Origin of the sequence: Streptomyces lincolnensis, from assembly GCF_021173675.1 — a bacterium.
GTDB classification, from domain to species: Bacteria; Actinomycetota; Actinomycetes; order Streptomycetales; family Streptomycetaceae; genus Streptomyces; species Streptomyces lincolnensis_B.
On the sequence record NZ_JAIHON010000002.1, the window covers coordinates 790,128 to 796,938 of the forward strand.

General features: G+C 68.3%; 8 protein-coding genes. 4 read left to right on the forward strand and 4 right to left on the reverse strand.

Features of this window, described 5'->3' with window-relative positions:
• Window positions 1-164: 164 nt before the first annotated feature.
• The gene (locus tag K4B79_RS07115) at window positions 165-953 is read right to left on the reverse strand and encodes a hypothetical protein (protein ID WP_232025399.1); all 789 of its coding nucleotides are present in this window, start codon (window positions 951-953) and stop codon (window positions 165-167) included.
• Window positions 954-1,104: 151 nt separating this feature from the next.
• Between K4B79_RS07115 and K4B79_RS07120 the strand changes: the two genes are divergently transcribed.
• The 3 genes from K4B79_RS07120 to K4B79_RS07130 all read left to right on the forward strand — a co-directional run bounded on the left by K4B79_RS07120 (window position 1,105) and on the right by K4B79_RS07130 (window position 3,504).
• Window positions 1,105-1,902, forward strand: a complete 798-nt coding sequence (locus K4B79_RS07120; protein ID WP_232025400.1) for an ABC transporter ATP-binding protein — start codon at window positions 1,105-1,107, stop codon at window positions 1,900-1,902.
• A gap of 93 nt (window positions 1,903-1,995) precedes the next feature.
• Window positions 1,996-2,427: an NfeD family protein gene (locus tag K4B79_RS07125; protein ID WP_232025401.1), complete on the forward strand. Its 432-nt coding sequence runs from the start codon at window positions 1,996-1,998 to the stop codon at window positions 2,425-2,427.
• Between the two features lie 129 nt (window positions 2,428-2,556).
• The gene (locus K4B79_RS07130; RefSeq protein ID WP_232025402.1) at window positions 2,557-3,504 is read left to right on the forward strand and encodes an SPFH domain-containing protein; all 948 of its coding nucleotides are present in this window, start codon (window positions 2,557-2,559) and stop codon (window positions 3,502-3,504) included.
• Between the two features lie 73 nt (window positions 3,505-3,577).
• Here the strand turns inward: K4B79_RS07130 and K4B79_RS07135 are convergent, their stop codons facing one another.
• The 3 genes from K4B79_RS07135 to K4B79_RS07145 all read right to left on the reverse strand — a co-directional run bounded on the left by K4B79_RS07135 (window position 3,578) and on the right by K4B79_RS07145 (window position 5,593).
• Window positions 3,578-4,084 carry an HNH endonuclease gene (locus tag K4B79_RS07135; RefSeq protein WP_232025403.1) on the reverse strand — a complete coding sequence of 169 codons (507 nt, stop codon included), beginning with the start codon at window positions 4,082-4,084 and terminating at the stop codon, window positions 3,578-3,580.
• 143 nt (window positions 4,085-4,227) lie between these two features.
• Window positions 4,228-4,767 (reverse strand): YbhB/YbcL family Raf kinase inhibitor-like protein, encoded by a 540-nt coding sequence (locus K4B79_RS07140; RefSeq protein WP_232025404.1) that lies wholly within the window; start codon window positions 4,765-4,767, stop codon window positions 4,228-4,230.
• A 43-nt stretch (window positions 4,768-4,810) separates the two neighbouring features.
• On the reverse strand, window positions 4,811-5,593 hold the full coding sequence (locus K4B79_RS07145; protein ID WP_232025405.1) for a sporulation protein: 783 nt from the start codon (window positions 5,591-5,593) through the stop codon (window positions 4,811-4,813).
• Window positions 5,594-5,731: 138 nt separating this feature from the next.
• Between K4B79_RS07145 and K4B79_RS07150 the strand changes: the two genes are divergently transcribed.
• Window positions 5,732-6,382, forward strand: a complete 651-nt coding sequence (locus tag K4B79_RS07150; protein ID WP_232025406.1) for a DNA-3-methyladenine glycosylase — start codon at window positions 5,732-5,734, stop codon at window positions 6,380-6,382.
• Window positions 6,383-6,811 lie beyond the last annotated feature (429 nt).

A 6,811-nucleotide genomic window follows, 5' to 3' on the forward strand; every position in this document is an offset into this window, starting at 1 on the left:
CCAGGGCCTCTTGAGTCAACGGCGACTCGAGGGGCCTTTGGTCGTGCTCGGCCGAGTTGCGGGCCATCGTGCCGCCCAGGGCGGCTCCCGTCCCACAGAAGGCGGCACCCGCAAGCGCGGGCAAGCGCCCCCCCGGGCAATCACGGCGCACCGTGGAACCCGGCTCAGCGAACCCCCCGTTCCCGCTCCTCCACATACGCGTTGTACGCGGCCACCTGCGCCCTGCGCGCCGTACGCTCCACCGGCCGCAGGGCCTCGCCCCGGGCGGCCATCTCCCCCGAACTCACCGCGCCCCCATGGCCGTTCTCATAGGCCAGCGACACCAGCAACCCCACCCGCTGCGCCAACTCCAGCACCCGCACCGCCCGCGGCGGATACCCCGGCGCCAACACCTCCCGCCCCCGCTCGGCCCGCGCCCGATACGCGTCGATCGCCGCCTCCGCCACCGGCCCCGACCCGGCCACGTCCAGCCGCGTCAGCACCTCGGTGGCGTCCCGCAGCGCCTCGGCCAGCTCCCGCTCGGCCTCCCCCAGGGACGGCACATCGGCCGGCGGCGCCTCCCGCACGGCAAGGCAGTGCCAGACGACCTCGACATGGACATCACCCTCGGGCCCGGCCTCGTACACCTCGGGCACCAGGCCGAGCGCGGCACCGTGGCAGACCACCGCCTCCTTCGCCTCCAGCGCCCGCGCGTTGAACTCCGGCGGGCCGCTCAGCCCCAGCGGATGCCCCGGCGCCGGCAGCGCCACCCGGAGGCCCGTGACCCCGAGCGACCGCAGCCGCCCGAGCGCGAGCGTGAGACCGACCGGCGCCGTCTCGCCGGGCAGCCCCTCCACCCGGTGCACGGCGTCCTCCCCGACGATCGAGAGCACGGCGTCATCAGGTGAGACAAGTCCGGCCAACAGGGCATTTCCCCAAGCGGCAAGGCGTCCAGAGCGTGGTTCCGTGAGCATGCCCCCAGCCTAAGGACCGGACCGATGGAGGGGAGCGGGTGGCCGGTGGCGTAGATTTCCTAGAGGACTGCGCCCACCGGCGCGGCGGACCGAGCCACTGGCTTACGCGACAGCCGAGACCGGCCACACTGCAAGGGGAGACAACGCGCTCATGAGCGATGTTCTGGAGCTTCAGGACGTATCCGTGGTCCGTGAGGACCGGGCTCTGGTGGACCAGGTCTCCTGGTCGGTCAAGGAGGGCGAGCGTTGGGTCATCCTCGGCCCGAACGGCGCCGGCAAGACCACGCTCCTGAACCTCGCGTCGAGCTACCTCTACCCCAGCAAGGGCACCGCCACCATCCTCGGCGAGACCCTCGGCAAGCCCGGCACCGACGTCTTCGAGCTGCGCCCGCGCATCGGCATGGCCGGCATCGCCATGGCCGACAAGCTCCCCAAGCGGCAGACCGTCCTCCAGACCGTGCTGACCGCCGCCTACGGCATGACCGCCGGCTGGCAGGAGGAGTACGAGGAGATCGACGAGCAGCGCGCCCGCGCCTTCCTCGACCGCCTCGGCATGAGCGACTACCTGGACCGCAGGTTCGGCACCCTCTCCGAGGGCGAGCGCAAGCGCACCCTCATCGCCCGCGCCCTGATGACCGACCCCGAGCTGCTCCTCCTCGACGAGCCCGCCGCCGGTCTCGACCTCGGCGGCCGCGAGGACCTCGTACGCCGTCTCGGCCGTCTCGCCCGCGACCCGATCGCCCCCTCGATGCTCATGGTCACCCACCACGTCGAGGAGATCGCCCCCGGCTTCACCCACGTCCTGATGATCCGCCAGGGCAAGGTCCTCGCCGCCGGCCCGCTGGAGCTGGAGCTCACCTCCCGCAACCTCTCCCTCTGCTTCGGTCTCCCGCTCGTCGTCGAACAGGTCGGTGAGCGCTGGACCGCGCAGGGCCTTCCTCTGTCGTGACCCGGTGAAGTACCCGCGAAAACACGGGTAAGAAGCAGGTTCGGGTCCCATGCGCCCTGTCCGTGGCGGGACTTGCGGACCTACCATGACCACGTGAACGACATCGACGCATGGGTGTGGTGGCTCATCGGCGCGGCAGCGCTCGGAATCCCGCTCGTGGTGACCGCGATGCCGGAGTTCGGCATGCTCGCGGTGGGCGCGGGAGCGGCGGCGATCGCGGCCGGACTCGGCGGGGGCGTCGTCGTCCAGGTGCTGGTCTTCGCGGCCGTCTCGACCGCCCTCATCGCCGTGGTGCGGCCCGTCGCCGCCCGGCACCGCTCGCAGCGCCCCCAACTCGTCAGCGGAGTGGACGCGTTGAAGGGCAAACAGGCCCTCGTGCTGGAGCGTGTCGACGGTTCCGGCGGCCGGATCAAGCTCGCCGGAGAGGTCTGGTCGGCCCGTTCCCTCGACACCGGGCGCGCTTTCGAAGTGGGTCAGGAAGTGGACGTCGTGGAGATCGAGGGTGCCACGGCGATCGTCATGTGACCTCGGACGACGTAACTGAACCGAACGCACCACGAGTTACCCGACGGTCTGTCAGACTCGTCCAGCAAGATCTTCAACACCATAAGATCTTCCGAAAGCGCCGAAGCCGAGAAGGGTACGGGGAGCACGATGGAACCGGTCATCATCGTCTTGATCATCCTGGTGGTGTTGGTCTTCATCGCCCTCATCAAGACGATCCAGGTCATCCCGCAGGCGAGCGCAGCGATCGTCGAACGGTTCGGCCGCTACACGCGCACGCTCAACGCGGGCCTCAACATCGTCGTCCCGTTCATCGACACCATCCGCAACCGCATCGACCTGCGTGAACAGGTCGTGCCGTTCCCGCCCCAGCCGGTGATCACCCAGGACAACCTGGTCGTGAACATCGACACGGTCATCTACTACCAGGTGACCGACGCCCGCGCCGCGACCTACGAGGTCGCCAGCTACATCCAGGCGATCGAGCAGCTCACCGTCACCACGCTCCGCAACATCATCGGTGGCATGGACCTGGAACGGACCCTGACCTCCCGCGAGGAGATCAACGCGGCCCTGCGCGGCGTCCTCGACGAGGCCACCGGCAAGTGGGGCATCCGCGTCAACCGCGTCGAGCTCAAGGCGATCGAGCCGCCCACCTCCATCCAGGACTCGATGGAGAAGCAGATGCGCGCCGACCGTGACAAGCGCGCCGCGATCCTCACCGCCGAAGGTACGCGTCAGGCGGCGATCCTCACCGCCGAGGGTGAGAAGCAGTCCCAGATCCTGCGCGCCGAGGGTGAGGCCAAGGCCGCCGCCCTGCGCGCCGAGGGCGAGGCCCAGGCCGTCCGTACGGTCTTCGAGGCCATCCACGCCGGAGACCCGGACCAGAAGCTCCTGTCCTACCAGTACCTCCAGATGCTCCCGAAGATCGCCGAGGGCGACGCCAACAAGCTCTGGATCGTCCCCAGCGAGATCGGCGACGCCCTCAAGGGCCTGTCGGGCGCGATGGGCAACTTCGGCGCCATGGGCGGGGGCGGTTCCTCCGGCAACGGCGGCGGCAGCGGCTCGGAGCGCCGGGAGAAGCCATCGATCGACTGAGACCCGTCGGGCTGGAAAACAGAGGTTCCCCGCACCCACTCCAGGGGTGCGGGGCTGCCTTCAAGACGACCGGCTAGGCCGCATCGCGGGCCAACCACTCCGGCAGAGCCGAGAAGTCCTCGCGGCCCAAGGACAACAGCATCGCGTCGGCGGGAGTCGGCTCGAACGGCTGCCGCAGCAACGGCATCCCCGCCTCCTCCGGAGTCCGGTTCGCCTTGCGGTGGTTGTCCTCCGCGCACGAAGCCACCGTGTTCAGCCAGGTGTCCTGACCACCCTGCGCCCTCGGCACCACATGGTCCACGGTCGTCGCCCGCCGGCCGCAGTACGCGCACCTGTGCCGGTCCCGCACCAGAACACCCCGCCTCGACCACGGGGCTTGTCTTCGGAACGGCACCCGTACATACCTGCACAACCTGATCACCCGGGGCGCCGGTATGTCGACCGCGGCTCCGCGCATGCGCAGTTCGGGGTGGGACTGCTCGACGACGGCCTTGTCCTGAAGCACCAGAACGACGGCTCGGTTCAACGTCACTGTCGACAGCGGCTCGAAGCTCGCATTCAGCACCAGCGTGTCACGCATCCAGCCCACCTCCCACGTCACCGGCCCACCCACTGGCGGGCTTGGATCAACTCTGGCCGGGCACGCCGAGATGGACAACGCAATAAAAACTGCCCGCCTCTGATCAATTCCAAGACCAGAGACGGGCAAACGTCCCGTGAACGTCAGGCTTCGGCGGGCACCTCGTACTCACCGATCAAATGGGCGCGCGCGATCGCGTGGAACCGCAGGTTGAAGCCGACGAAGGCGGGAGAGGCGTCGGAAGCGGGACCGAGCTTCTCCTGGTCCACGGCGTACACCGTGAAGACATACCGGTGCGGCCCGTCCCCGGGCGGCGGAGCGGCACCACCGAAGTCCTTCGACCCGTAGTCGTTCCGAGCCTGTACGGCCCCCTCCGGCAGCCCCTCGAACTTGCCGCTGCCCGCGCCCACCGGCAACTCGGTCACCGAGGACGGGATGTCGAACACGACCCAGTGCCAGAACCCGCTGCCCGTCGGGGCGTCGGGGTCGTAGCAGGTCACGGCGAAGCTCTTGGTCTCCGGCGGGAAGCCCTCCCACCGCAGGTGCGGCGAGGTGTTGCCGGCCGCGTGGACCTGAGCGTCCTTGAGCGTCGCGCCCTCCGCGACGTCCTCGCTCGTGACCGTGAACGACGGCACGGGCGGGTGGAAGTCATGGGGCAGCGGCCGCCGCTTGAGCTCGGTCACCTCGGTACCTCCTGATCGAAGACTGGAATCAGCAGTTCCGAGCCTAGAACCAGTTGCGCTTGCTGCCGACCTCGGACAGCCACTGGTTGAGATACGCGACCCAGTCGGTGCCCTGGTAGTCGTGCAGACCCACCTGGAAGGAGCGGAAGGTGTCGCTGCCCTCGCTGAACAGTCCCGGCTTCTTGTCCATCTCCAGCACGACGTCCATCACGCTCTGGTCGGCGACGAAGCTCAGCTCGACCTGGTTCAGTCCCCGGTACTGCTGCGGCGGGAAGAACTCGATCTCCTGGTAGAAGGGGAGCTTCTGGCGCGTACCCCGGATGAGACCGCGCTCCAGGTCGGCGTTCTTGAAGCGGAAGCCCAGCTGGATGAAGGCGTCCAGGATGGCCTTCTGCGCGGGCAGCGGGTGCACGTTCACCGGGTCCAGGTCACCGGAGTCCACGGCACGCGCGATCTCCAGCTCGGTGGTGACGCCGATGTTCATCCCCCGCAGCGACTGGCCGTCGATCGTCGTGATCGGCGTCTCCCACGGGATCTCCAGCCCGAACGGCACCGTGTGCACCGCGTTCGCCTTCAGCTCGAAGGCCCCGCCGAGCCGCTGCTTGGTGAACTCGATGTCCTGCTTGTACTCCTGGTCGCCGCTCTCGACCTCGACCTTGGCCTGAAGACCGACCGACAGCGCCTCGATCTGCTGGTCGACGGACCCGCCCTGGATCCGCACCTCGCCCTGGACGACACCACCCGGAACGACGTTGACCTCGGTCAGCACGGTCTCCACCGAAGCACCGCCGGCCCCCAGGCTCGCGAGCAGCTTCTTGAACGCCATGTCTCTCCCTCTACGTATGGATCCTTGATCCCTACAAACGCGATCCAGCCGTGGCCGGTTCCGGAACCTCACCCTTGCAAGGCGAGCCCGCCCTGACCACCCCGCTGCATCCACCCGTCTGCACTACCCTCGGACGGCATGATCGCGACCCCCGACCGTACGCCCCTGCCCCGGGACTTCTTCGACCGGCCCGTACTGGAAGTCGCCCCCGACCTCCTGGGCCGCGTCCTCGTCAGCAGCACCCCGCACGGTCCGATCACCCTCCGCATCACAGAGGTCGAGGCCTACGACGGCCCCAATGACCCCGGCTCCCACGCATACCGGGGCCGCACGGCCCGCAACGGGGTGATGTTCGGTCCCCCCGGACACGTCTACGTCTACTTCACCTACGGCATGTGGTTCTGCATGAACCTGGTGTGCGGTCCGGAGGGGACGGCGAGCGCGGTCCTCCTGCGCGCCGGCGAGATCGTCGAAGGCGCCGAACTCGCGCGCAAACGTCGACTCTCGGCCCGAAACGACATGGAACTGGCCAAAGGCCCCGCCCGTCTGGCCACCGCCCTCGGTGTGGACCGGGCCCTCGACGGCACCGACGCCTGCGCCCCCGGCGAGACCCCGCTGAGGATCCTGACCGGTACCCCCGTCACCTCCGACCAGGTACGCAGCGGTCCACGCACGGGCGTGGCCGGCGAGGGCGGCAACGGTGACATCCATCCGTGGCGCTTCTGGATCGCCAACGACCCGACGGTGAGCCCCTATCGGGCCCACGTCCCGAGGCGCCGCCGAAGTTGACTCGCCTTGGACGGGCGCGTAACGTAGCCCGAGCCGCTTGAACCGGGTACGGCAATCGCCTGCAGCCGGAAGCGGCCAAACCACTACCTACGACTTCCCCTCAGCAGGGGTGAATTCGGCGTGCCTGCACGCCTGAATTCCGAATCTGCGGGACTCGATTATGAGTTGGCGAGGGAATCGGCTAACGTAGTGAATGTCGAAAGGCCGACAGGCGAAAGCCAAAGCCTTCCGGCACATCCCGCCGACAGGGAATCAGGCCCGAAAGGATCTGATAGAGTCGGAAACGCAAGACCGAAGGGAAGCGCCCGGAGGAAAGCCCGAGAGGGTGAGTACAAAGGAAGCGTCCGTTCCTTGAGAACTCAACAGCGTGCCAAAAATCAACGCCAGATTTAGTTGATACCCCGTCTCCGGCCGGATCACCGGTTGGGA